The 24,376-nt window shown below is 38.5% G+C and carries 19 protein-coding genes; all 19 read left to right on the top strand.

Going from position 1 to position 24,376, the window contains the following annotated elements:
* Positions 1–2 precede the first annotated feature (2 nt).
* Positions 3–1,103 (top strand): Wzz/FepE/Etk N-terminal domain-containing protein, encoded by a 1,101-nt coding sequence (locus DFQ04_RS07245; protein WP_133554139.1) that lies wholly within the window; start codon positions 3–5, stop codon positions 1,101–1,103.
* A 4-nt stretch (positions 1,104–1,107) separates the two neighbouring features.
* The gene (locus DFQ04_RS07240; RefSeq protein ID WP_133554137.1) at positions 1,108–2,235 is read left to right on the top strand and encodes a DegT/DnrJ/EryC1/StrS family aminotransferase; all 1,128 of its coding nucleotides are present in this window, start codon (positions 1,108–1,110) and stop codon (positions 2,233–2,235) included.
* A complete protein-coding gene (locus DFQ04_RS07235; protein WP_133554135.1) occupies positions 2,232–2,813 on the top strand; it encodes an acyltransferase in 582 nt (193 codons plus the stop codon). The genes DFQ04_RS07240 and DFQ04_RS07235 overlap by 4 nt, the downstream gene beginning before the upstream one ends.
* A 39-nt stretch (positions 2,814–2,852) precedes the next feature.
* Positions 2,853–3,818 (top strand): Gfo/Idh/MocA family protein, encoded by a 966-nt coding sequence (locus DFQ04_RS07230; protein WP_133554133.1) that lies wholly within the window; start codon positions 2,853–2,855, stop codon positions 3,816–3,818.
* Positions 3,819–3,836: 18 nt separating this feature from the next.
* Positions 3,837–4,979 carry a TDP-N-acetylfucosamine:lipid II N-acetylfucosaminyltransferase gene (locus DFQ04_RS07225; protein ID WP_133554131.1) on the top strand — a complete coding sequence of 381 codons (1,143 nt, stop codon included), beginning with the start codon at positions 3,837–3,839 and terminating at the stop codon, positions 4,977–4,979.
* A complete protein-coding gene (locus tag DFQ04_RS07220; RefSeq protein ID WP_133554129.1) occupies positions 4,979–6,451 on the top strand; it encodes a lipopolysaccharide biosynthesis protein in 1,473 nt (490 codons plus the stop codon). Before DFQ04_RS07225 ends, DFQ04_RS07220 begins: the two co-directional genes overlap by 1 nt.
* On the top strand, positions 6,444–7,574 hold the full coding sequence (locus tag DFQ04_RS07215) for a glycosyltransferase (protein ID WP_133554127.1): 1,131 nt from the start codon (positions 6,444–6,446) through the stop codon (positions 7,572–7,574). Before DFQ04_RS07220 ends, DFQ04_RS07215 begins: the two co-directional genes overlap by 8 nt.
* A complete protein-coding gene (wecB, locus tag DFQ04_RS07210) occupies positions 7,571–8,629 on the top strand; it encodes a non-hydrolyzing UDP-N-acetylglucosamine 2-epimerase (RefSeq protein ID WP_208110507.1) in 1,059 nt (352 codons plus the stop codon). The genes DFQ04_RS07215 and wecB overlap by 4 nt, the downstream gene beginning before the upstream one ends.
* A 3-nt stretch (positions 8,630–8,632) precedes the next feature.
* The gene (gene asnB, locus DFQ04_RS07205) at positions 8,633–10,510 is read left to right on the top strand and encodes an asparagine synthase (glutamine-hydrolyzing) (RefSeq protein ID WP_133554125.1); all 1,878 of its coding nucleotides are present in this window, start codon (positions 8,633–8,635) and stop codon (positions 10,508–10,510) included.
* Between the two features lie 17 nt (positions 10,511–10,527).
* A complete protein-coding gene (locus tag DFQ04_RS07200; protein WP_243739644.1) occupies positions 10,528–11,676 on the top strand; it encodes a glycosyltransferase in 1,149 nt (382 codons plus the stop codon).
* 3 nt (positions 11,677–11,679) lie between these two features.
* Positions 11,680–12,966, top strand: coding sequence for a glycosyltransferase (locus tag DFQ04_RS07195; RefSeq protein ID WP_133554123.1), 1,287 nt, complete (start codon positions 11,680–11,682; stop codon positions 12,964–12,966).
* A complete protein-coding gene (locus tag DFQ04_RS07190) occupies positions 12,956–14,119 on the top strand; it encodes a hypothetical protein (RefSeq protein ID WP_133554121.1) in 1,164 nt (387 codons plus the stop codon). The genes DFQ04_RS07195 and DFQ04_RS07190 overlap by 11 nt, the downstream gene beginning before the upstream one ends.
* Entirely contained in the window at positions 14,082–15,155 is a 1,074-nt protein-coding gene (locus DFQ04_RS07185; RefSeq protein ID WP_133554119.1) for a glycosyltransferase family 4 protein, read from the top strand. The genes DFQ04_RS07190 and DFQ04_RS07185 overlap by 38 nt, the downstream gene beginning before the upstream one ends.
* The gene (locus DFQ04_RS07180) at positions 15,152–16,747 is read left to right on the top strand and encodes a DUF4091 domain-containing protein (RefSeq protein ID WP_133554118.1); all 1,596 of its coding nucleotides are present in this window, start codon (positions 15,152–15,154) and stop codon (positions 16,745–16,747) included. The genes DFQ04_RS07185 and DFQ04_RS07180 overlap by 4 nt, the downstream gene beginning before the upstream one ends.
* Positions 16,740–17,831 (top strand): DUF1972 domain-containing protein, encoded by a 1,092-nt coding sequence (locus DFQ04_RS07175; protein WP_133554116.1) that lies wholly within the window; start codon positions 16,740–16,742, stop codon positions 17,829–17,831. The genes DFQ04_RS07180 and DFQ04_RS07175 overlap by 8 nt, the downstream gene beginning before the upstream one ends.
* A gap of 56 nt (positions 17,832–17,887) precedes the next feature.
* Complete coding sequence (locus tag DFQ04_RS07170; protein ID WP_243739643.1) at positions 17,888–19,546, top strand: capsule assembly Wzi family protein; 1,659 nt, start codon at positions 17,888–17,890, stop codon at positions 19,544–19,546.
* 217 nt (positions 19,547–19,763) lie between these two features.
* Positions 19,764–21,068 carry a nucleotide sugar dehydrogenase gene (locus tag DFQ04_RS07165; RefSeq protein ID WP_133554114.1) on the top strand — a complete coding sequence of 435 codons (1,305 nt, stop codon included), beginning with the start codon at positions 19,764–19,766 and terminating at the stop codon, positions 21,066–21,068.
* 175 nt (positions 21,069–21,243) lie between these two features.
* Positions 21,244–21,981, top strand: a complete 738-nt coding sequence (locus DFQ04_RS07160) for a polysaccharide biosynthesis/export family protein (protein WP_133554392.1) — start codon at positions 21,244–21,246, stop codon at positions 21,979–21,981.
* 10 nt (positions 21,982–21,991) lie between these two features.
* Entirely contained in the window at positions 21,992–24,376 is a 2,385-nt protein-coding gene (locus tag DFQ04_RS07155) for a GumC family protein (RefSeq protein WP_133554112.1), read from the top strand.

The raw sequence follows: 24,376 nt of genomic DNA, 5'->3' as shown, positions 1-24,376 counted from the left end.
GCATGGAGAAATCTAATATATCACCTCAGAAAAATCCTGCTTTGGATTACTTGGGGCTAATTCAGCAGGTTTTCGAAAATAAGAAAAGGCTCGGTCTATTTGCTGCTATTGGTGCTTTACTTGGACTTTTAATCATTTTCACCACTGCCAAGGAATACGAAGCTTCAACGATGGTGGTACTGGAATCCGAGTCCAATTCTCTGGGAGCATTGGGACAGTTTGGAGCTTTGGCAGGTTTTGCAGGAATCAACATGAATCAAATGCAAAACAACCAAATTGCCTTGACTTCGGATATTTTTCCGGATGTGATAGGGAGTAGGGATTTTTTAAAGGAGATTTCCTCTAGGGAATTTGTTTTTGAATCTCGGGCAGGAGAAAAACTTACCCTTGGGCAATATTATGTGGAAGAGAAGCCGGGAAATATTGTAAAGAAAACACTCTCTTTTGTTATAAATCTCCCGGCTGTGGTTTTGGGTTGGTTTTCATCTCCAGATCCTCTTCCTGTTAATCCAAGTGAGGTAGTGGAAGGAGAACCGGAATTGTTAAATATTTCTGGAGAGGACCTGTTTGCCATTTCAGAAATCAAAAAAAGAATCGTTCTGGAAGAAAAGGGGAAAATCATCCGCCTTTCCGTATCGATGCCTGAGCCGGTTATTGCAGCTCAAGTCAATAATATGGTTCTAGAATCCTTGATTGATTACGTGACTGATTACAAAACCGAAAAGCAAAGGATCAATTTGAAATTTATTGAGGAAAGGGTGGAGGAATCTGAGAAGAAATTTGAAGAGGCTCAAATGCGACTGGCTTCATTTAGGGATTCGAATCAAGGTATAGTTTCTCAAAGGCTGAGAACCAGAGAAGAGCAATTGCAATTCGAGTTTAATATTGCCTACAACGTTTACAATACGCTGAAGCAGGAATACGAGCAGACTGCCATTCAACTCAAAAAAGAAACTCCAGTGTTTACAGTTCTTGAAAAGGCTGCTGTTCCATTGGGGCCATCCAAGCCAAACAAACCTTTGATTCTAATTTTTTCAATTTTCGTAGGCTTGTTTGTAGGATTTTTGATCAACGTGTACAAAGTACTTATCGCTAGTTTATAATTTGATGTCAACAATTCAAATGGTGGACCTCCGCGCCCAATATGAGCGGATCAAGCCAGAAGTAGATCAGGCCATTCAGGAGGTTTTAAATTCCACTGCCTTTATCAATGGTCCCGAAGTGAAGCTATTTGCGGAGGAATTATCCCAGTATAGTGGGGCTAAATTTGTAATTCCTTGCGCAAATGGTACAGATGCATTGCAGATTGCCATGATGGCTTTGGGATTCAAACCGGGAGACGAGGTGATCGTACCGACTTTTACTTATGTGGCTACCGTGGAGGTAATTGCTTTATTAGGGCTAAAACCTAGCTTTGTGGATGTTTTGCCAGATACCTATGAGTTGGATCCAAAAGGATTGGAAAAGGCTTTGACTTCTAAAACTGTAGGGATTGTCCCCGTACATCTATATGGTCAATGTACTGATATGGAAGGGGTTTTAGCTTTTGCAAAAAAGAATAACCTCAAAGTTATCGAAGATACAGCTCAAGCCATTGGTGCAGTTTACACCTTTTCAAATGGTACCAAAGCGCAAGCAGGGACGATAGGAGATATAGGTACCACTTCCTTTTTTCCATCCAAAAATTTAGGATGCTTTGGTGATGGCGGGGCGATGTTTACCCAAGATCCGGAGCTTGCTGAACGCCTCAGGATGATTGCCAATCATGGACAAAAAAAGAAATATTACCATGATTCAATCGGGGTGAATTCTCGATTGGACACACTCCAAGCTGCTGTTTTGAGAGTGAAATTAAGACATTTGGATAAGTATTCTGCCTCTAGAAATGAAGTGGCGGACCGCTATGATGAGGCTTTTGGGACGCTGTCCATGGTGAAGATTCCTAAACGTGCCAAGAATTCTACCCATGTATTTCATCAATATACTCTTCAGATAGAGGGAGGAAAAAGAGATGAATTGAAGGCTTATTTGCAAGAAAAGGGTGTTCCAAGTATGGTTTATTACCCTGTCCCTCTTCACCTGCAAAACGCCTATCGAGAATTTGGATACAATGAAGGAGATTTTCCTGTGGCCGAATCTTTGTGCAAGAAAGTTTTGTCTCTGCCAATTCATACCGAAATGAATCCGGATGAGCAGGAGTTTATAATTGATACCGTTAAAAGTTTTTTCAAATGAAAGAATACTATGCTCATGAGACAGCTGTAGTCGATGAGGGTTGTGAAATAGGGAAAGGAACTAAAATTTGGCACTTTTCCCACATCATGCCGAATTGTAAGATCGGAGAGAACTGCAACATCGGACAAAATGTAGTCATATCCCCGGAGGTAGTTTTGGGCAGAAATGTAAAGGTCCAAAATAACGTGTCTATCTATACAGGAGTCACTTGTGACGACGACGTATTTTTGGGTCCATCCATGGTTTTTACCAATGTGGTCAACCCAAGGAGTGCAGTGAATAGAAGAGGTCAATATTCCAAAACCCATGTCGGAAAGGGAGCATCAATTGGTGCTAATGCAACTATCGTTTGTGGACATGATATTGGAGAGTTTGCCTTTATTGGAGCAGGAGCAGTGGTGACCAAAACAATTCCTGCTTATGCTTTGGTAGTAGGTAATCCTTCTAAACAAATTGGCTGGATGAGCGAATACGGTCACCGACTTAATTTCAATGCCCAAGGTGAGGCAATTTGTCCAGAGTCAGGTGAAGTTTATTTGCTTCAAAATGGTCAAGTAACCAAGAAATCGGGGAGCTGATTTTTTGGATCAATTTCAAAAAGAAATCCAATTCTATCAATGAAGAATTTTGCTTTAATCGGTGCGGCTGGATATATCGCACCACGTCATATGAAAGCCATCAAGGATACCCAAAATCAACTTTTGGCTGCGTACGACAAGTTTGACAGTGTTGGCGTCATGGATAGTTATTTTCCAGATGCTGATTTTTTTACTGAGTTTGAAAGATTTGACAGACATGTAGAGAAGCTCAAGCGTACAGAACAGAAAATAGACTATGTCAGTATTTGTTCCCCTAATTACCTGCATGATTCTCATATTCGTTTTGGCTTGAGGGTAGGAGCTGATGTCATCTGTGAAAAGCCTTTGGTCCTAAATCCCTGGAATATTGAAGCCTTGAAAGAAGTTGAAAAAGAACATGGAAAACGTGTTTTTAATATTCTTCAATTAAGACTTCATCCTTCAATTGTTGCCTTAAAGGAAAGGATAAGCAATGGGCCAAAAGACAAAATATATGATATTGACTTGGCCTACATCACTTCCAGAGGGCACTGGTATTATACCTCCTGGAAAGGTGACGTAAGCAAATCTGGAGGTATTGCCACGAATATTGGGGTTCACTTTTACGATATGTTGACTTGGGTTTTTGGGAAGGTAAAAAGCAACCAAGTTCACCTGCATACCCATGACAGAGCCGCAGGATATCTGGAATTGGAAAATGCCAGAGTTCGTTGGTTTTTAAGTATCAATGCGGATACTTTACCGGAAAATGTAAAGGCTAAAGGTGGAAGAACCTATAGGTCTTTAACTATGGAAGGAGAGGAAATTGAATTCAGTGATGGATTTACCGAACTTCATACGCACAGTTATCAGCATGTTTTGGACGGAAAAGGATTTGGTTTGGAGGAAGCAATGAATTCCATTCAGCTCGTTCACGATATCCGCCATATGAAACCTCTGGGCCTTGTGGGGAATTATCATCCTCTGGCTGCAGGTGAATTGGCAAAGCACCCTTTTGAGAATTAAAGGAAAACAATTCCTGATTTGATTCCTGTTGCTGAAAACTTAGTTTTTTTTCCGGATTCGCCTTTCGCTGATTGGATCATTGATCGATGCGAAAAGCTGTTTCCAGGATTAAATGACTATTATACATTCGGAGAAAATCCCAAAAAAATTCACTCAGAAAAGGTAAAGACCATTGGTCTTTCTGAACCTTCACTGAAAGAATTTGCCAATCAGCTCAGAAAATATAAGCGGGTAATTATCCACTATCACCATGAACTGACAGCTTATCTGATCGAGTTGGCTAATATTCCTTCTGATCGGATTATTTGGATGCTCTGGAGTGGGGATTTATACAATAGTCCTTTTTATTCCAGACAGGTTTATCTTCCTCTAACTTACTCGCTAGAATCAGTATTTAAATTCCCCGAACTCACCCTTTTTTCAAGGGCAAAAGAAGGAATGAAATACATACTCAAAAAACCCGGGTATTATCTCTACAAAAAATCCTTTCGGAGATTAAAGTACGTTGGGAGCTTTTTTCCCGGGGATGTATCCAATGCATCCCAATCCTTTCGTAAGTCTTATTCCCATGTTTTTCATGGGATTTTGTCTGTTAATGAGCAGTTGGATCACCTTGACTTGGAGGGAATTCCTCAGTTAGGGGATGGGATATTGTTAGGACATGCAGGCGTACCAGAGTTGAATCATTTGGATATTATCGACCAATTTGGGCAGCACTTTCAAAATAGTGAAATTATCTGTCCTTTGGCTTACGGAAATCCGGACTATATCCAAAACGTGAAGGATTTCGGACAAAAGACTTTTGGGGAATCCTTTAAACCAATGGAAGATTATCTTCCAAGGAACGAATATTACCAAGTTCTAAAGCAATCTTCCTTTGCTGTTTTCGGGTCTTTGATCCACCAAGGTTTTGGAAACATCATGACTTTGCTCCAATTAGGTCTCAAGGTCTTTTTGTTTGAGCAGAACCCCATTTATCAGCAGCTCAAAAGCATGGGAATGATCTTGTTTTCATTGGATGAAGTATCCAAAGAGGATTTTCAAATCAAATTGTCTCCCGACCAAATTTATCACAACAGAAAAATTTTAGCAGAGGTACTCAGCGATGAGGCTGTGGATGGCTACTATCGGTCTGTTTACCAATTAGAAGCCGGCGCTTAGTGTCTCTTTTCGTTCAGATAAAAAAACTCCTTTCAGATAGTGCCATTTATGGGCTTTCAGGAGTTTTGACCCGTTTCATATCGGTTTTTTTGACGCCGATTTATACCAGAATTTACACTCCGGATGACTATGGGGTGATCAGTATTCTGACCAATGGGTACATTCTGGTATCAATTATACTGGTATTCTCCTTGGATGCATCCACAGCAAGGTGGTACTTTGATACTGATTCCAGAGAAAGAAGAAAAAAGGTAATCAATACCTGGATTTGGTTTTATTTTTTCTCCAGCCTCTTCTTTGGAGCGCTGCTGTTTTTCTCAGCTGATTTCCTCCAACAAAGGTTCCTGCCCAATGAAGAAGAAGGGGCTTGGTTTATTCAGCTAATCTCTTTATGTCTTCCCATGACAGTTTGGACCACTGTAGCCGTGAATGTGCTCCGGTTTGAATTGGAAGCCAAAAAATCTGTGGCGCTTTCTTTAATTCAAAGCTTGGTCTTAATAGGATTCAATGTGCTTTTTGTAGTCATCCTTCGCTGGGGACTTTCAGGAATTTATTATGCTCAATTGGTTTCAACCCTTATTTTGATTCCTTTAGCCTATTACTTTTTGCGAAATTGGATTGGAAGTCCCAGTTGGTTTGATTCCTCACTTTTTCGTGGGATGTTCAAATTTGCAGTTCCTTTCATTCCGGCCAGTTTGGGGTATTGGGTGGTGAATTTATCAGGAGTCTTTTTTCTGAATGAATTAATGGATCAACGGGAGGTAGGATTATATCAAATCGGAATTAGTATTGCCTCTGTAGCAGGATTAGCAACAACGGCGTTTCAGCAGGCCTGGCCTCCATTTGCATTTTCCATCCTCCATCAGCCTAATGCCAAACAGGTTTTTGCAGTTTCGCTTCAAGTTTACCTTCTTTTAGTGGGTATGTTTTGTACGTTTATTTCTGTTTTTTCCTTGGAAGCGCTTAAGATTTTGACTACTCCCGATTATTATGAAGCCACTTTGGTTGCCAGTATTCTTACCTTTAATGCCTTGCTTTTAGGACTGGGGAGTATTTCAACTTTAGGGGCGACAATTGAGAAAAAAACCACTCCGGTAGGATTGATTCATCTACTTTCTTCACTGGTCTTGGTTGGCTTGAATTTTCTTTTGATTCCTTGGATTGGAAAAGAAGGAGCAGCCTTAGCTGTGTGTTTTTCCCAACTTTTGATTCCCGCTTACATGTTTTGGAAAAGCCAGCAATACTATTTTATCCCATTTGATTTTCTGAAAAACTCAGTAATCCTTTTGATTTTTATTGGAGTAGTATTTGCTTCTTACTGGTTGCCTTCAGAATCCTTTTTTCTTAGCGTGATATTAAAATTGATTTTGTTATCATTTGCGACTGGGTTGATTTCCTTGATGATAAAAAAGGAGTTGCTACTCGTAAAAAATCTCGTTTTCAGCAGATTTAAAGCTTCTTCAATTGAGTAAGATTTTAATTTTAACCACCCGGCCTCTGCACAACGGCCCGAGGATGATTCGGGAAATCGAAGCACTTAAAAATGATTTCGAATTGGTAGCGACCGGAACTACCCCTCCTCATGATTCTAAGGTTGGTTTTATTCATTCTGATACATTTTTATTTTCTCATTTCGAATATACTTTGGGGAAAATCTATCGGGTTTTGAACTTTAACAAAACCTTTCTGGGAAGATATCCAAGTACCCAAAGTAAGATCAATAGCCTTCTTGAAAAGGTTAATCCTGATATGGTTATCGTTCACGAACCGGCCTATTTGCCTTACTTTTTCAATAGCTCAAAAAAAACAAAAGTTGTCTTTAATGCACATGAATATCACCCTTTGGAGGTAGAGGGTGATTTGCATTGGACTAGGACTTGGGGTAAAATTTACACCAAAATCTATCAGGATTATCTTCCCAAATTGGACCTATTGATAAACGTCAATCAGGAAATCGCTGACCAGTGCGAAAAGGAATTTGGTGTTAAATCTTTGGTCGTTCCGAATGCCTCATCCTATCATACCCCTCAGAAGGAAAAATGGGAATTTAATTTTCCACTTCGCTTTATTCACCATGGGGTTCCAAATCCTGACAGGAAACTGGAAGTCATGGTGGAAGCATTTAATATGCTGGGAGAGAACTACCAATTGGATTTAATGTTGGTCCAAAACGGTTCGGAATATTATCGATTTTTGGAAAAAATGATCGAATCTATTCCAAATGTTCGTTTGATTCCTGCTGTTTCTTTCAAGGAGATTATTCCATTCATCAGTTCGTATGATTTGGGGGTGTATTCCTTAGCACCAATCAGCTTCAATAACCAAATGGCTCTTCCCAACAAGTTTTTTGAATTTGTTCAGGCAAGGCTTCCGATGGTAATTGGACCATCTCCTGTCATGCAGAAATATTTGGAGAACTATCAGCTGGGAAAAGTGGCAAAAGACTTTAGCGCTGTAGCATTGGCCGATTCCATTCGTTCGTTAAGTAAAGAAGATTTGATTACCTACCGATCTAATTTGGAAATAGCGGCAAAGGAACTTTCCATGGAGCATTTTGAATCCGAATTGTTAGAAAAAATAAAAGAAATCAATTGAGCAGACCTTGTATTATTTCCGTGGTAGGAGCCAGACCGCAGTTCATTAAGCATGCTCCTATCCAACTCGCTTTGGAAAAATACTTCCGGGCATTGACTATCCATACGGGGCAGCACTACGACGAGAATATGAGTCAGGTCTTTTTTAATGACCTTGGACTTCCAAATCCTGATTACCTATTTGACCAGCGAGAAAATTCCCTTCAGGGTGCCCAAACAGGAAAAATGCTCTCTGAAATTGAACAAGTGCTTATTCAGGAAAAACCGGATTTACTTTTGGTTTATGGAGATACCAACAGCACATTGGCAGGGGCCTTGGCAGCTTCCAAACTCCATATTCCAATTATTCACATTGAAGCGGGATTGAGAAGCTTTAACCGTCAAATGCCCGAAGAAGTCAATCGTGTTTTAACAGATCAGCTTTCTGAAATGCTTTTTTGTCCGACTGATTTAGCTGTAGAAAACCTAAAAAAAGAGGGAATCAAATCTTCGAAAATTTTCCGATCTGGGGATGTGATGTGTGATATGTTGAGGCTAGTTGAGCCTAAACTCCGACCTGTGGTTTCGGGAAAATATTACTTTGCCACAATTCACAGACCTTATAATACAGATGATCCTCAACGATTAAAGGAGATTTTTGATAGTTTTGCAAACTTGGAACATAAGGTTTATCTGGCATTACATCCCCGAACACAGGTTAGGCTTCAGCATTTTGAAATAAACCCTGATCAATACCAAAATTTGGTATTACTTGGACCTCAAAGTTATTTAGACTCCCTTTCTCTTCAGAAGTTTTCTGAGGGCGTTATCACCGACAGCGGAGGGATACAAAAGGAAGCCTATATGCTTCAAAAAAGATGCATTACCATAAGAAAAGAAACCGAGTGGGTTGAAACCTTGCAAGAGGGTTGGAATCAACTGGTTTTTGATGATTTAAAACCCATATCCTCGCTTTTTTCTGAATCTTTGGGAACTCATTTTCCTGAGCTTTACGGAGATGGAAAAGCTGCGGTAAGTATAACAGAACAGATTAAAAATTATTTTTTTCAAAATTAATCCATGTGCGGAATAGCAGGAATACTTTCTGAAAACCCCAATTTAATCACCAATGAAAAGTTGGTGAAAATGACAGATTCAATCGTTCATCGAGGACCTGATGGCTCAGGGCATTGGATCAGCGAAAACGGCCAGGCTGGATTTGGACACCGTAGACTTTCTATTATTGATCTTTCCGAATCAGGGGCTCAGCCCATGCATTACATGGATCGATATACCTTGACATTCAATGGGGAAATCTACAATTACCTCGAAATCAAAGAAAAACTCCTAAAAAATGGGTATCAGTTTAGAAGTCACTCTGATACAGAAGTTTTGTTGGCATTATTTGACCTGAAAAGAGAAAACTGCCTTCAGGATCTGGATGGAATGTTTTCATTTGCTTTGTATGACAAAGAATCTGGGGAAGTTTTCTGTGCCAGAGATCGATTTGGAGAAAAGCCATTTTTCTATACCCAAGTAGATGGAGCATTCTATTTTGGATCAGAAATGAAAGAATTTTGGGCGGCAGGGCTACCCAAAACTCCAGATCCAGAGATGATTTTCAACTACCTTCATTTTGACCTGCTTGACAATCATGCCGATCTGGGTCAAACTTTTTTCAAAGGAGTGAGAAAACTTCCTCCGGGGCATTTTCTGATTTGGAAGCAAGGAAAAATCAGGATTAAAAAATATTGGCAGATAAATCCACTGGACCAAAAACAAACCATCAGTCTGGAAGAAGCGGAAAATCGTTTCAGAGACTTGTTTTTTGAATCGGTCAATAGAAGGCTCCGATCAGATGTTTTGGTGGGATCAAGTTTGTCTGGAGGAATAGATAGCTCCTTGGTCGTATGTGTGATGGATCAGCTTTTGAAGGATCATCCAGAATCTATTCAAAATACATTTTCTGCCCGATTCAAGAATTTCCATAAGGACGAGGGGTATTTTATACAAAAAGTCAGAGAGAAGACTCGGATTACTTCCCATGAAGTATATAGTGAGATCGATGAGTTGGATTCAGTTCTGGATAAGATTTGTCATCACCAGGAGGAGCCTTTCGGTTCTGCCAGTATTTTGGTGCAATACCAAGTCTATGAATTGGCGAAGAAAAAGGGCGTAACTGTTCTTTTGGATGGACAGGGTGCAGATGAAATCCTGGCTGGATACCATCCCTATTTCACCACTTTTTTCAATGAGATCAAAAAGCAGTCTGGATCTAAGTTTGAAAAAGAATTCTCTGCCTATCAGGAATTGCATAAAGAGAATCAGATCAATGCGAAAATTGCTAAACCTGGAATTAAGCAAGCTGTAGCTTCTAGATTTCCTGGTTTGATGAATAAGGTGGGTAGAAAAGTCATCAATATGAAGATGAAAAATTCCACTTTGATGGCTGAGGACTTCTTCGGTGAATTCCGCAAAAAAGCCCATAATGATTTCAGTTTTGATATTGGTAATCTGAATAGCCACCTGTATTTCTCCACGTTTGAAGTAGGACTTCCAACTTTATTGAGGTATGCGGATCGCAATTCAATGGCTCATAGTCGGGAAGTAAGATTGCCTTTCCTTTCCCATGAATTAGTGGAATTTGTGTTTTCTCTACCTTCGGAATATAAAATCCATAATGGATGGACAAAATATCTCATGCGAAAGGCTTTCGAAGATATTCTTCCAGAAGAGATCGCCTGGAGAAAGGATAAAATTGGATTTGAGCCTCCCCAAAAATCCTGGATGGATGCTCAACATACCCAAGAAAAAATTAAATCTGCTCGGGAAATTTTAAGTAAGGAGGGGATTCTTAAAAAAGGGGCAGAAAATTTGCCAATAATAGCTCAAGCTGCTCATACTAAGGGTGATGGAAGCTGGAATCACCTCATGGTAGCAAATCTTTTTAAAAGTTGAGAAAAACTGTACTCATATTGTCCTTTTCTAGAATGCATGCCGATCCGAGAGTGCTTCGGCAGATGGCGTTTTTAGAAAAATTAGGATTCGATATAGTTTTGAGTGGATTGGAGTATGAAGGGAATCTTCCATTCTTTCCGCTTACAAAGGCAAAATCCCCATTTTTCAGAGCGCTCAAACTTGGGATAATGGTGGCAAGGCTCTCAAAACTTAGAGTTAAGGAATTTCTTCTTCACAGTAGTTTGAAGGAGCTAAATTCATACCAACCGAAATTTGATTTAATCCTTGCCAATGATGCAGAAACATGGCCATTGGCAATTGAATTAAAGAAAAATCATCCCAAAGCCAAAGTAATATTTGACGCCCACGAGCAATATGCCAAGGAATTTAGCGACATGATTCTTTGGAAATGGTTTCATAAACGCTTTGTCAATTATGTCTGTCGTCACTACATCCCCAAAGCCGATAAATTTCTAACAGTTTGTGACGGAATTGCAAAAGACTATGCGGCTGATTATGATGTAAAACCTTACCTGATTTTAAATACTCCTGAATACGAGGAGGGACTTTATCCTAGAGAGGTAGGAGATACCATCCAAATAATCCATCATGGAATTGCAAACAGAAGTAGAAAAATCGAGAAAATGATCCAAATGATGGATTTTCTCGATAGTCGATTTGTATTAAAACTCATGTTGGTGCCTACCGATCCTGCTTACTTCGGGGAATTAAAAACTTTAGCAAAAGGAAAAGCAATTGAGTTTTTACCCCCCGTACCCACTCAGGAGATTTCAAGTTTTATCAATGCATTTGATTTGGGCTTGTTTATCCTTGAGCCAGTGAATTTCAACTACGCCAATGCGCTTCCCAATAAATTTTTTGAGTTTATTCAAGGAAGATTGGCCATAGCTATTGGTCCATCTCCAGAAATGGAAAAGATTGTAGTAGAGGAGAAAAACGGAATTGTTACCGAGACTTTTGAGGAGCAGGAGATGGCTGCAAAATTGAACGCCCTTACCAAAGAAGAGATTTGGGAAATGAAAGAAAACTCTCATCGGGTAGCTAAGAAATATTCAAATGCTCAAAACGAGGAAGTGCTCAGGGAAATCCTGATTGATTTACGATTGCTTACGGAGCGACCTGTGGCACAAACTGCCCTTACCTAAGGTTTGAAAAAAGTTCTTCTTGTTTCTTTTTATTACACTCCATGCACTTTGACACCTGCTCAAAGAATTACTTTTTGGGCAGAAAATTTTCATCGGCATGGGATATATCCGATTGTAGTTACCCGCGCCTGGAATCAGGACATAAAAACTCATCAGGACACCAAAAGGCCTTTGGGAGAAAAAGTTGTGGTAGAAAAGTATTCCACTCATGAAGTCCATTACCTACCATTTAAACCAGGGATTTTGGATTGGGCCTATCTTCATTTGGGTGAAGGGATCTTTCGCCCGATTTTTTTACTGGTGAAAGTGTTGGACGTCCTTTTTGCCAGGTTCACTTTGGCCTTTACTTCTTTTTCCAATTTTTTACCATACCTAAGTACCCTCATCCAAAAAGAAAACCCAGAGAATATGATTATTTCTGGGGAGCCATTTTATCTGTTTAGGCTAGGATATCAGCTTAAAAAGCGGAAAGGAATCTCATGGATTGCGGATTATCGTGACGATTGGACGACCAACGAACTTCAAATGGAGAAGGGAGGGAGCCGGGTTAGAAAGTGGATTGCCAGCATAGAATCCAGCTATGAGAAGAAATGGGTTGGTTCTTCAGAACAGATTATTTCAGTTTCAGAACCTTATACCAAACGGATTTCCGATTTCCTAAATCTGCCTGGGATCACAGTTCAAAATGGATTTGAGGAATCCTTGCTTAATCTTCCAGAGGTAGATTTAGAAAAGGAATTTACCATCATGTATAGTGGGGTGGTTTATCCCTCACAAGATTTAAAAGTTATCTTAGGAGCATTGGAACTTGCCTTTGCTGAAGGGAATCCTTTCCGATTAATATTTCTAGGTGCTGGATTTGATGTCAAAGAAAAAAGACGAATTGAAGCTCTAGTTCCTTCCCATTTGACCGATAACGTTGAGGTCACTTCACGATTTCCTCGTGCAGAGGCTATTCGGAGACTTCAAAAAGCTCATGTTCTCCTAGGAATGGCTTATGGAAATATGAAAGGGATACCTTCTTCCAAGCTGTATGAATATTTGGCTTTGGGAAAGCCAGTTTTGCTCTGCCCAACAGACGGGGATTTAATGGAGAAAATCTTGTCAGAGTCCTCTTTGGGCTTTTTTGCCAAAGACTCTAAAGAAGCATTCCTATTGATCAAAGAGATAAGAACTATCTATGATGACCTAGACAAAATGGATAAGCTAAAGCAAAACTCAAGGAAGGCCATTTTGCCTTACTCCAGAGAGAATCAATTAAAAATCTTGGCTACTCACCTTGGAAACTAGTCTTAGGCTTCCTTTATTTTTAATCCAAAAGTCAACCCGTGTAGGTTTGATTTTACTTTTCTTTTTGATTTCCTGCACTGAGTTAGTTGGATTTCAACTGGATAAAGCGCTGATGGTTTTGTTGGTTGGGGTCTTACTTTTTCACTTTTTCTATCAAAAGAATCAAGTACCCACCAAAGCTTTTGCAGTTTTGGTACTCACGTTTCTTCTAGCATTTGCATCCTACTTACTCAACTTACCTGAATCTTCTCTTATAGTTTTCTTTCCCTTGATTGGATTGACCTTTGTGACTTTACTGGGAGAGGAAAGTGATTTTTTGGAAATTATTTACTGGGGGATTTTCTTTCATATCCTTTTGGGAGTCTTCTTCGTCTTTTCTAGTTATTTGATTGGAATGAATCGCTTTGTCCACCCTATGTATGACAAAGGATTGCCATTCCTTCATGCAGCAAAAGGTTTGACTACAACAGTTCAGGCTTTTGGAACCTTAATCATTTCTTGGTTCTTGATTTATTATTTCAAAAAAGCCAAGGCTCAACTTTCTGCTTGGGACCGAATGGCTTATTTGGTTGTATTGCTTGGGCTGATCTTGACATTCAACAGAAACAGCTTTTTGATCTTTTATATTTTATTGTTTTTCCAGCATAAGCGATTTTTCTGGCTGACAGTGATTGCAGGAATAGCCTTTTACCTTTACTTTTTTGAATTCATCAACAAGTTGATTTTTAATGTATCAACCCTGAACTCGAGGGCTGATTTGCTTCAGGCATTTCGGATTGCCTTCTTTGAGCAAACCGATTGGATGGGCTACTTGATCGGTCATGGAAATAATATTGTAGGAGAGGCCATCGCAAAAAATACCATTTATAATACAGGCTATATCGAGAATGGAACCTCTGTTTTACTCTACACCTATGGATTTATTGGGTACTTCTTGTATTTGGTTTCAGTGGTGACTTTTGCCTTTATGTTTTTTCGGAAACGAAACTTCTTTTTTGCCTCCATGTTCTTTTACATTTTCATCATTGCTCAGCAGTTTACCCACGAATTTTATTCAACAACGATTTATCTATTGATTTCAGTTTTTCTATTGATCTACAATCAATTACCAGGTTTTGGCCAAAAAGATCCTATTCTTTCACCTGCTGAATAACTTCACTGGAAGTCCTCAGGTCTTGAGAAACGTGATTGAAGTAGCAAAACTTGAAGGACATCAGGTGGAGCTTTATACCAGTTCAGGTACTGGCTTTCTTTCAGGAATATCAGGGATAAGGTATCGATCCAATTTCTATTACAGATCAAATATTCGACTGATCACTTTGGTCACTTTTTTTATGAGTCAAGTATTTTTAATGGGAAAGCTATTGAGGCACAGAAAGGAAGACTGCCTTTTTTATGTCAATACCATCCTTCCATTCTCGGCGATTTGGATGGGCAAAATGCTGGGTAAAAAAGTAATTGTCCATGTCCATGAATATGAAATCAGTCCTAAAATATTAAGTCGGTTTCTGTTTTGGGTAGTAAGATCTTGGGCAGATCAAATTGTGGTGGTTTCCAGATTTTTGGCGATAAATCCAGCACTTGGAAGTCGAAAATCACTCGTGATCCACAATTCTGTAAAAAAGGAAATTGAGGAAGAAGCAGTAGTCTTTGTACCAGAAAAGAAATCTAAATCAGTCCTAATGCTGGCTTCTCTAAGACCCTATAAGGGGATTTATGAATTTGTAGAATTGGCAAAAAGGCTTCCTAAACTTGATTTTGATTTGATTTTAAGTGATTCATCGGAGGATGTGGAAAAATGGAAGTCTGGATTAAATATCACGCCTAATCTTCACATTTGGCCAGTTCAAAAGGAGGTGGTCCCTTGGTATAAGCAAGCATTTCTCGTGCTCAACCTAGCTCACCCTGATAAATGGCTGGAGACCTTTGGAATGACAATTTTGGAAGGAATGCATTTTGGGGTTCCAGCTATCGTGCCTACCAAAGGTGGAGTGACTGAACTGATTGAATATGGAATTAATGGATATTTAGTCGATTATACTGATTTAGATAAAATTGAGGAGCTGATTAGAAAGATCGACTCTTCTGAAGAACTTTGGAAACAGCTAGGCGCAAAGGCAAAAGAAAAAGCCCAGGATTTCACCGGGAGGAAATTTTCCTCCGAGATTCGTAACTTGCTTTCAGCATGAAAAAGATTTTAATTTTTTTAGTTGTTGGCATTTTTGGGAATCTGTTTTACTCCCATGCCCAAAAGGCTCAAATCTATAATTTGGAAAAATTGTACTCCCCTGTGGTCGGGGACGGGAATTTTTCGGTTTGGAGGGAAGAAAGTGTTTTGATTCCTATTCGCTTTGATTCCAAAGATTTATCCGCAGTATCAATTACTTACGAAGGACCAAATTCTCAAGTGGAATTCTATAAGCTTCATGAGGTTTGGGCTGATTTTTCGGCGGGAAATTGTGGAGAAACTAAAACTCAAGGGACTTTCGAAAAGGTAAAAGTTCCAGATAGAGCTGAGTTGATGACAGGAAACAGTTTCAATCCAGATTCTGAAAACCAGTGGATTCTCCTAAGTCTTAGGCTAAATCAAGAAGTTCCGGCAGGAAGCCAATCCTACAAGATCACGTTCACCCAAAAACAAAAAAAATCTGAAGTCAAAGGAAGCTTATCGATTCGAGATAGAAGTCTTGAAGGTATTTCAGGATTAGACTTTTACTCTGATTTTTGGCAATTCCCTGTTGCTATGGCAGATTTTTACAAAACCAAACCATGGTCAGCCTCTCATTGGAAGGAAGTAGAGCGGATGTTTGATCAGTTGGGAGCGATAAATCAGCATTCGATTACGGCTTTCGTTTTTTGGGATTTGTACAATACCCGAATTCGGCCTTTGGATGAAATGTTGATTCAGGTTAAAAAATTACCGCAAGGAGAGTATCGCTATGATTACTCCACCTTTGATAAATATATTCAAACAGCAATTGATCGAGGGATTTCCGACCAGATATCGATTCATAATTTGTTTCCCTGGAATGGATTCTTATTCTATTTCGATGAAACCAAAGGAGAAGTTGTTTCTATTCAAACTCAGCCTGGAACTCCTGAATATCAGGAATTCTGGAAACCACTCCTGGTGGATTTAGAAAAGCATTTAAAAGAGAAGAATTGGCTGGATAAGGCAGTTTTATTTGTCGACGAGCGTGATCCGAATCAAACTTTGGCTCTAGCTCAATGGGTGAAAAGTATTGCTCCTGGCTTTAAGATGGGATTTTCAGGTGATTTTTATCCTTTTCTATCACCTTGGATGGATGATTATTCTACTCCAGTCAATGTAGTTCTGGATCCTGCTGAACTTTCGAAGCGGATTCTTTCCTCGCAAAAAACTTCCATTTATACCTCCTGTTTTGAGCAGCCCAATCAGCCTAATTTTTTATTGACCTCCGATTTGAGGGATATTTATTTTCTTACCCAGCTGTCTAATACAAGAGGGTATAATGGTTTTTTGAGGTGGGCCTTTAATCTTTGGTCATCCGAAATTGAGAATTCCGCCATCTATTCAGACCTTCCTTCCGGGGATGCTCATTTGGTTTATCCCAATGGGCAAGTCTCCATTCGATATTTGGTTTTAAGGGATGCACTTGAGGAAATAAAAAAGTTTAAACTACTAGGCAAACTATCCTATCCGGGGGATATGGTAAATGCGACTAATAGATATTTTTTAATCAATATCGAAGAAGAGCGTTATCAAATGGTCCGGGCATTGAAAAATTACCTGAATGAGTAAAAGAAAACTTGCAATTCTTGGGATTGTCGGCGTTCCCGCAAATTATGGGGGATTTGAGACGCTTGTTGAAAACTTACTAGATCTTCTCCCAAAGTATTTTGACATCACTGTTTTTTGTGAAAGTAAATCGTATCCAGAAAAACTAGATACCTACAAGGAGGCCAGGCTTGTTTACCTCGACCAAAAAGCTAATGGGGCGAGTAGTATTATTTATGATTCAATTTCCCTATTGAAAACGTATAGGAATCAAGATTATATTTTACTTCTAGGGGTTTCAGGAGCAATAATGATCCCTTTTCTTAGACCATTTACTAAAGCAAAAATCATCACTCATATAGATGGCTTGGAATGGAAGAGAGATAAATGGGGATTTTTCGCCAAGCGATTTTTGAAATTTTCGGAGGCTTTGGCTGTTCGCTTTTCGCATGGAGTTGTGGCCGACAATAAGCATATCCAAGATTATGTAGAAGAGGAGTATGGAAAAGATTCCTTTTTGATTGCCTACGGTGCGAATCACGTGAATGCAGTTGAGCCAATTGCTTATCAAAAAAAGTTCTCATTTCTAGGTTCGCCTTATGTTTTTACAGTTTGTAGAATCGAGCCAGAGAATAATGTGGAAATGCAATTGAGGGCATTTAAAGAATGTGAAATTGGAATGCCTTACGTAGTTGTAGGAAACTGGAATGCAAATGATTACGGGATGAAACTTTATCAGGAGTATTCTAAAGTCAAGAACATCATTCTTTATAATCCAATCTATGAGATGGAGGAATTGAATGTATTGCGATCTAATTGCTTTTTTTATTTACATGGGCATAGTGCAGGTGGAACCAATCCTTCTTTAGTGGAAGCCATGTATTTAGGTTTGCCCGTTATCGCTTATGGAGTCAATTATAATCGAGAAACGACTTTTGGTAAAGCCTTGTATTTTAATTCTTTTGAAGAATTGAAGGCTCTTTTGTTTCAAATTAGGACTTTGGATAGAGACCAAATGAAGGAGGATTTATCCAAACTTGCCAAAAAGAATTACTCTTGGAAAGCTATTACCAAAAAGTATGTAGCAATGCTGGAGTCCTTAGGTTAAGCTTCTTGAAAAAACACGTATTTCTTTGGTTTCTGGGAATGACAATTTTGTCAATAATGGCAAATGCTCAGACTATTCCTGCAGGTTTCCCTGTCTTGGAAGAGGGTGCGAGAAGAAGCAATCTTTTAGGAAAAGGATTTGAAAATTATTCTTTTGCCCTAAGACCTATTCGATCTGAGGAAGGTTTATTTTCAAATAAGATTCAGTTTGACCAATCCGATTCTATTTCAGATTTATCTAAAGAAGAGAAGAAAACGAGGACGGATTTTCAACTTCTTCCGCTTCTTAATACCACAGTATTCAATTCCAATAGACCTTTTGGCTGGGGAAACTCTTCCTTACTCAATGGAGCTGGATGGCAAAACCTCATCTCTCCAGGAATTTTTGCCAAAGTTTTTATTCTACAAATTCAACTTAGACCTGAATTCGTGTTTAGCCAAAACAAGCCCTTTCAAGGCTATGGAGATAATTTTTCTGATAATGTGAATTTTGCCAGGTTTCGGTATTGGAACTTTGGAGATCACCCAGAATATTTTGGACAAGCCTATCAAAATTTCATCACCCCAGGTCAGTCATACATCTCCCTTAATTTTGGAAAGGTTGAAATGGGGGTAGGGACACAAAATATCTATTGGGGGCCTGGCCAGTTTTCAGGTTTGATTTTTTCTAATAATGCCAGAGGAATTCCCCATGCATTTATCAGGACTTCAGCTCCACTAAATATTGGGATTGGACATTTGGAAGGGGAAATTATTTCCGGAAGGGCAGAAGATTCAGGTATCGAACCTTCTCAAAATCAAGCGTTAAATAATCAATACTTTAGGCAGTTTTCTGGTGACTGGCGATATGTAAGTGGGATATCAATAACTTATCAGCCCAGTTTCCTTAAGAATTTCTTTATTGGCTTCAATCGGACCTTTCAACAATACAATGAAGATGTAGAAAAAAACCTTCAAGGGAGATTTCCAATCTTTGAGGCCTTCCAAAAAGAAAGGCTTTTTCAAAATGGGAATTCAGTGGATTATGATGGTTTGGCTCAAGATCAGTTAGTTTCTATTTTTTTCAAATTTAGGAGTGAAAAAGGCCGATTTGAAGTCTATTCTGAACTAGGAAAACACGATCATAATTTTAACTGGCGAGAATTCATTCTTAATCCTGAACATGCCAGATCTTATCTTTTTGGATTTTCGAAGTTGATTCGATTAAATAAACCTAACCAATTTTTACAGGTGAGGGGAGAGATAATTCATCAAGCTGAATCTGTAAATCGTTTCCTGAGATATCCGGTTTTAGGAGTTTCCAATACCAGTTGGCAGACCCATTATCAAGTAAGGGGATTTTCCAATTATGGAGAATCCATGGGTGCTGGAATTGGAGTTGGGGCTAATGCGCAAATCTTGGAAGTCGCTAAAGTCAATGGTTTGAATAAGGTTGGAGTTCTTTTTCAGAGAATTGAAAACCACCAAGATTTCTTCTACTTGGCATTAGGTGGAAAAAGTCAGAAAAAACCATGGATTGATATGAGTTTGGGTGCTTTGTATACCCACCAATGGAAAAATTTCATTTTTAGTGGGAATGCTCAGTTTGTTCAGGCAAAAAACTACCAATGGAAAGATGAAGGTATTTCTACTATAGATTTTCCCAACGGAAAGTCTTTATTTACCTTTTCAAGCGAACTTCATTTTATTTACTTGTTTAAAAAGAATAAACTTTAAGCATCTTTTTCTTTAACCAAATTCTTTGCCTAGAAATTAATATGAGTAATTTTGGTACTCATTTTAAAGTCATTTCAGGATATACTAGACCTGCCTTTTTTTCTTTAAAAATCAATCACAAAAACGGCATTCTACAGCTATTTCCCGAAATCCTATGCTAAGTCTTTGTGACTGAAGGGGCGAAGCTGTAAAAAAATAGCGTAAAATTTTAGAATATATGTTAAAACCATTGAACGAAATTAAACTAGGCATTATCGGTCTAGGCTATGTTGGGTTACCACTAGCGGTAGAATTTGCTAAGAAATTCCCTGTTATAGGATTCGATATTGATCAAAAAAGAGTAGGAGATTTAAAATCAGGAAAGGATTTCACTTTGGAGGTTGAGGATGAATTGCTTCAATCTGTGCTTCAGGAAAAATCTCCAAAATCTCTACAAAAGGGTCTTTTTCCGACTTTTGATTCCCAAGAGCTTGCCGATTGTGATATTTATATAGTTACTGTACCTACCCCAACAGACAAACATAACAGACCTGTATTGACTCCCATGTTGAGGGCTTCTGAAAATATCGGCAAATACCTCAAAAAAGGGGATATTGTGATTTATGAGTCGACGGTATATCCTGGAGTCACAGAAGAGGAATGCGTGCCTGTATTGGAAAAAGTTTCAGGGCTAACTTATAATAAAGACTTTTTTGCAGGCTACTCACCTGAACGAATTAATCCAGGTGATAAGGAACATACGGTTTCTAAAATACTAAAGGTTACTTCCGGAAGTACTGCAGAAGTGGCAGAATATGTGGATCAATTATACAAGCAAGTGATCACCGCAGGTACTCATAAAGCCTCGTCCATAAAGGTAGCAGAGGCAGCTAAAGTGATTGAAAATTCCCAGCGTGACATCAACATTGCCTTCGTTAATGAACTGTCTAAAATCTTCAATTTACTTGGAATAGACACCCACGAAGTTTTGGAAGCTGCTGGTACAAAATGGAACTTCTTGAAGTTTAAACCTGGATTAGTTGGTGGACATTGCATCGGGGTAGATCCATTTTATTTAGCCCAAAAAGCTCAGGAGGTTGGGTACCATCCAGAAATCATTCTTGCTGGAAGAAGACTAAATGACAGCATGGGAAAGCACGTCGCAACTGAAGTGATCAAGTTGATGATGAGAAAAGATTTAAAAGTGATCGACTCAAAAGTTCTAATCTTAGGATTTACTTTCAAAGAAGATTGTCCGGATGTTAGAAATACCCGAGTAATAGATATCTTTCATGAGCTCAAATCATTTGATATGGATGTGGATATTTATGATCCTTGGGCTAATCCATCAGAAGTCCGTCATGAATATGGAATAGATATTATCTCGGGTGATAATTCGCCTAATTTGGATGATTATTCCGCTGTTATTCTGGCGGTTTCCCATAAACAATTTCAAAATCTCCCAATTCGGAAATCAAAAAGTCAAGTAGTCTACGATGTTAAAGGGTTTCTATCCAAAAAAGATGTCGATGCCAGACTTTAAGGTCAATTTTGGAAATAAAGAATTTAATTGTGATTAATTTTTATTTTTGGCCTGTTTTTAAAATTACATACTAATCTTTCTATAAATGCTTCAAAAGTGTTTCAAGTCCGCAAGTTTGTTCGCGGTAATAGCTCTGTTCTTAATTTCTTGTGTTTCTAATGAAAAACTCATTTACATGCAAGAGTTGGATAAAAGTACCGGTCCCTTGGTAGAAACAAGCAAAAAATATCCATATCAAACTGAAGAATATCTTTTGCAGGTAAATGATATTGTTGAAATCAATATCAAAACTACTGATGACAAGCTTAACCTTGTTTTTGGAGCAGTGTCTAATGATCCTCAAAACCAAGCAGCTGCTGCAGGAAACCAGGGTTCTGGAGATGCTTTTTTTATGAATGGATATACTTTGGATGATGAAGGAAATGTAGAAATCCCACTTATCGGTAAAATGAAATTATTGGGATTGACAACGGAGAGCGCCAAAGAACTGGTAGAAAAAGAGGTTTCCCGTTTTATCAACCAAGGAGAGTTTTTTGTAAGAGTTAGATTGGGCGGGATTCGATTTAGTGCTTTAGGTGAATTTAACAGGTCCGGAAAGTATACTATTCTTCAAAATAGAGTTACCATTTTTGAGGCTATAGCCTATGCTGGGGATTTAAGTAGGGTTGCCAAGAGAGATGAGGTTCTTCTTGTAAGACAATATCCCGATGGATCTCAAATTCATAAAATCAACTTGCTGGATCAAGAACTATTGGGGTCTGAATATTATTTTTTGAAACCAAATGATATGATCTACGCTGAACCAATGAAAGTTAGGGAAATAGGCGCTGGAAATACCTTAGTTGAAACTCTTACACTTTTGACAACCTCCATTACAGCCATTGCTTTGATCCTTACCCTTGTTAATAATTAATCTATAAATAATGAGCTTTGAAGCTGAAGACATCGATCTTTTTAAAGGAGAGGAAAGTAGTTTTGATTTAAAAACTATCCTTCCTAAGATTTTAAAAATTTGGCCTTGGATTTTACTGAGTTTACTGTTTTTTATTGCCGCTGCATTTTATCAAACAGAAACTACTCCTCCGCTTTATAATGTTTCTGCAAAATTTTTTATAAAGGAAAATGAAAAAGCATTTTCATTTTTTGAGAATCCCGCATTAACTCAAGATCAGGGCATGGGATTGACAAATGAAATGATCATCATTAAGTCAAGGCCAATTGCTGAGGCGACTCTTGCAAAACTTGACTTCCAGGTTGAATATTATCAAGAAGAGACATTTCGTAATGTTGAGGTTTATAAGCAAACCCCTATAGTCGTTGAAGTAGATTGGAAATCTCCTCAATTGCTCAATGGGAGGATAAAAGTAGATTGGAATTCAATTGATTCATTCACTCTTTCCTTTCCAGAAGAAAGCTATTCACAATTATTTCCAGACGGCAGCTATGGTGGATCAGGAAAATTAGAATCTGCGAATTTTAAGTTTGGCGAATGGGTCGACACTCCAAATTTTAAAATCAAGATAAATAATACCTCAGGACAAACTTCAGGTTCATCCATTTTTGTCCTTAGAGATAAAAATTATCTGATCAATTTTTATTCATTAGGGCTAATAATCGCCCTCGAGGATAAAAATTCTTCTATTTTAAATATCAGTCTTCTATCTCAAAATAGGTCAAAGGGAGAAGCCTATCTCAATGCTTTGATGGAGACCTATTTGGAACTTGAGTTGTACGAGAAAAATGAAATTGCAAACAGGACTATCAATTTCATCGATTCCCAAGTTGCAGGGGTTGCCGATTCTTTGAGCTTTTTTGAAAATCAAATGCAGGATTATCGAGCCTCAAATCAGATTTTTAATTTGAGCTCTGAAAGTTCCGCGGTATTTACTCAATTGACTGAAATAGAGACCCAGCTTGCTAATGAAAACCTCAAAAAGAGGTATTACCAGTCTTTAAAAGATTATTTAGTAAGGGAAAATTACAATGAAATCGTAGTTCCATCGGGCTTGGGTATTGATGATCCTTATCTGAATGGGTTGATTGAAAATCTGCTTGCAGTGCAAGTGGATAGGTCAAGATTAAGAGCAACCCAAACTGATATATCACCCCAAGTAAGGGAAGCGAATAAAAAGCTAGCCGACCTTAACAATTCCATTTCTGAAATTCTATCCAATGTTGATAGAAATAATGCTATGGTTATTGCCGATTTGGAGAATAGAAAGAAGCAAATAGAAGCCTCCTTCCGTTCTTTGCCTCAAGCAGAGCAAAATCTAATTAAGCTTCAAAGACAGGCCACCCTGAATGAAAACATATACAATTACCTTTCAGAAAGAAGGGCGGAATCGGCAATTTCGAAAGCATCAAATACGCCGAGTAATAAAATAATAGAGTATGCAAAGGCGGGAGTTCTTCAGGTGAGTCCAAAGCCAGCTCGAAACTACCTCGCTGCCATTTTTGCTGGAATTCTTTTACCAATCCTAATTGTATTAGGTAGAGAATTCTTCAGAACTAAAATCGAGGAACCAAAGTATTTGGAGAGAAAACTTAAAATTCCAGTTCTCTCCACAATTTTGGCAAGTAAAACCAAAGACAGTTTAGTAGTTTTTAATGCAGGGAAATCTGGAATAGCAGAAGGCTTTAGATCATTGAGATCAAATATTAAGTTTCTGGTTCCTAAAGAAAAACAGCTTACGTTAATGATTACCTCTACCATTTCGGGTGAAGGTAAAACGTTTTGCGCCATGAATTTGGCATCGGTTTATTCCTTAACAGGAAAGAAAACAATCCTGATTGGTTGTGATATGAGAAAGCCAAAAATCTTTAATGAATTTGGCTTGAAAAATGATATTGGCCTATCCAACTTCTTAAGCGGGCAAGAGGAGGATTTTAAGAAAATCATTAAAACTACCCAATATGAAAATTTGGATTTGATCCTTTCTGGTCCAATTCCTCCCAATCCTTCAGAGCTTTTATTTTCTTCAAACTTTGAAAAGTTGGTTAATAGTCTAAAAGAAGTTTATGATGTCATAGTTCTGGACACTCCACCAGTTGGCCTAGTTTCTGAGACTCTTGATCTATTGACAATGGTCGATTTTACGCTCTTTGTATTCCGTCAGAATTATTCCGAAAAGATTTTTATTGATGCCCTCAATGGGTTAAAAGAGCAAAAAGGAATTAAAAATCTCTATGCGATTTTTAATGGCCTTGATGCGAATAAAGTTTCTTACGGAGGTTATGGATACTCATATGGATACGGGTATGGGTATTACGATGACGACAATAAAAAGAAGAAAAAATTCAAATTCTGA

It is taken from the genome of Algoriphagus boseongensis (assembly GCF_004362805.1).
Lineage (GTDB): Bacteria > Bacteroidota > Bacteroidia > Cytophagales > Cyclobacteriaceae > Algoriphagus > Algoriphagus boseongensis.
This window is presented reverse-complemented; position numbering and strand designations above follow the sequence as displayed.